General features: G+C 53.2%; 3 protein-coding genes and 1 pseudogene. 1 reads left to right on the top strand and 3 read right to left on the bottom strand.

From position 1 onward, the window contains the following. Window positions 1-264 (top strand): annotated as a pseudogene (locus L9Z73_RS29600) (TolC family protein); the annotation flags it as partial. 86 nt (window positions 265-350) lie between these two features. Here the strand turns inward: L9Z73_RS29600 and L9Z73_RS29605 are convergent. The 3 genes from L9Z73_RS29605 to L9Z73_RS29615 form a co-directional block, all read right to left on the bottom strand. Then, the gene (locus L9Z73_RS29605) at window positions 351-740 is read right to left on the bottom strand and encodes a hypothetical protein (protein WP_247408438.1); all 390 of its coding nucleotides are present in this window, start codon (window positions 738-740) and stop codon (window positions 351-353) included. A gap of 166 nt (window positions 741-906) precedes the next feature. Further along, on the bottom strand, window positions 907-1296 hold the full coding sequence (locus L9Z73_RS29610; RefSeq protein ID WP_247408440.1) for a hypothetical protein: 390 nt from the start codon (window positions 1294-1296) through the stop codon (window positions 907-909). After that, window positions 1286-2130: hypothetical protein (locus tag L9Z73_RS29615; protein ID WP_247408442.1), on the bottom strand; the 845-nt coding region annotated here is incomplete at its 5' end. The genes L9Z73_RS29610 and L9Z73_RS29615, both read right to left, overlap by 11 nt.

A 2130-nucleotide genomic window follows, 5' to 3' on the forward strand; every position in this document is an offset into this window, starting at 1 on the left:
AGCGACTACGGCAAGCGTCAGCAGCGCCTGGTTGCGCTGATCCGCCAAAGCGAATCCAGCCGCGCCGCCGCCGACCTCGCCGCGATCCGCTACCGCGAAGGCACCGTGGACTTCCTCGTGCTGCTCGACGCACAACGCGAACGCCTGGCCGCCGAAGACTCCCAGGCCCAGGCCGAAGTTGATCTGTATCGCGGGATTGTGGCGATCTACAAGGCGTTGGGGGGTGGCTGGCAGCCGGACACCGTCGTCGCTACCGCCAAGTGATGTAAAGAGCTCCTTTGGTTGGTCGCATCCAGCCAATTTTTAGCCCCGTGGTCCGTTTGGTCGCGGGGCTTTTTTTGTGTCGCTGATCAGCGTGTTAGCCATTTATACAATATGTTGGATATGGCAGACGTCATAAAAAGTACTTCCCCAAGGATCTTTCCCTGAAGCAAGCGCTTGAGAACGCGAGGAAAATCCTGAACTTGCTGCCGATCCACAGTACCGCGCTTTATGTTCCACCCCGGCATCGCAACCGCCGCAGTGACGGCACACAGTCGAACCATCCTTCCTCGCGCAGAATTGCCCCAGAACTGTTTCTGAAAAATGATAAGGCTGCATTTGTTTAAACGCTCCTCCATTTCATCCAATCGTCGATACATCAGGAAAATGCCTACTACGTTGATGCTAAGGGCAACAAACAGAACGCTCGAACTAAACCAAAACTTAATAGGAAGATTGAGCCAGTAGTCAATATTCATAAATTTTCTCTCCCACGTACTCACCGAACTCGCTCCCATGAACGCCCCCAACCGCGCCTGCGGCTCCCCCGCCTGCGTCAAGTTTTGTAAAAAGTTCCTTTGGTTGGTCGCACCCATCCGATGGTTAGCCCCGCGGTCCGTTTGGTCACGGTTTTTTTGGACGCAGTTACTGATATAGCCACTTATACAAGATGTCAGCGGTGGCGCTAATTAAAAAAAACACTCCAACAAGCAGGGTTCCCTGAAGCAATCGCTTGAGGTTACGAGGAAAGGCTTGCACCTGCTGCCAATCCACTGCACCTCGTTTTACGTTCCACTTTGGTAGAACAACCGCTGCGGTGACGGCAGATAGTCGAATCATTCTTCCTCGAATTGAATTGCCCCAAACACGTTGATTGGGTGTGATAAGACTGCATTTGTTTAGAAGATATTCCATTTCGTCAAGTCTTCGATAAGCCAGGTATATCAAAACCACAAAGGCGATGAAGACCAAAAAAAACAGAGTTAAATCAAACCAGAGCTTCAGCGGATGATAAATAAAACAATCAATACTCATATAGTTTCTCTCCTAAATGCTCGCCCAGATCCCCTCCACGACTGCCCATGACAGCGCCTACGGTCCCGCCGCCGATCAACAAACAACTTAATGATAGCGGTCCTGTAGTGGGCCCCAACACAACGAAACATAACGTGGCCGCCGCATAGCCCCCCACTAAACCACCAGCAACCCCCCCTACTAACCTACTCGTTTCCACATACTTAGCCTTCGTACACTGCTCCTCCCTCCCCGTGGAACATGCTTCCTTGATCTCCAGCCCAGTGGACGCAGCGCTCAACGCAATCCCCAACGGCGTTCCAGCCTTGAGCACTTTCGCCACCCTGGAAATACGCGCAATCCTCTCGGCATATCGACTGATCTCCCCGGTATGCAGATAACTCTTGGTGGAAATACCGAGCATTTTCTTGATCGAACCTTCATTCCGCAAACCCGTGCCATAACGGGCGAACCCGCGCAGTTGTGCTTCCAGTTTTTTGAACAGGGTTTGGCGACGCGCCAAAAACTCATCCCGCGCTGCGCCACCGCCTCGGCGCAACGCCTGTTTATGCAGGGCATCAATTTCTTCCAGGGTTTTGACGATCGCCTTCAAGTGGCGATTCCAAGCATCCCCCGCCGTGCCGATACCGAGCGACGCGCAGCCCAGCAGTTTCTGGAGCAAATCGTAGTTTTGCAAGGCAAAGGCATCTCCCCCTTCGGCCATCACGCTGTGGCGGATACGCCAGGCGGATTGCATCAGCAGATGCTCTTCCGGCTTGCACAACGCCGTGGAGTCATCACCGATGATGACCAACTGCCCCGGCAGTACCACGACGTTTCGGATATGGGTATTGA

This window comes from Pseudomonas emilianonis (assembly GCF_023072625.1).
Classification (GTDB): domain Bacteria; phylum Pseudomonadota; class Gammaproteobacteria; order Pseudomonadales; family Pseudomonadaceae; genus Aquipseudomonas; species Aquipseudomonas paraveronii.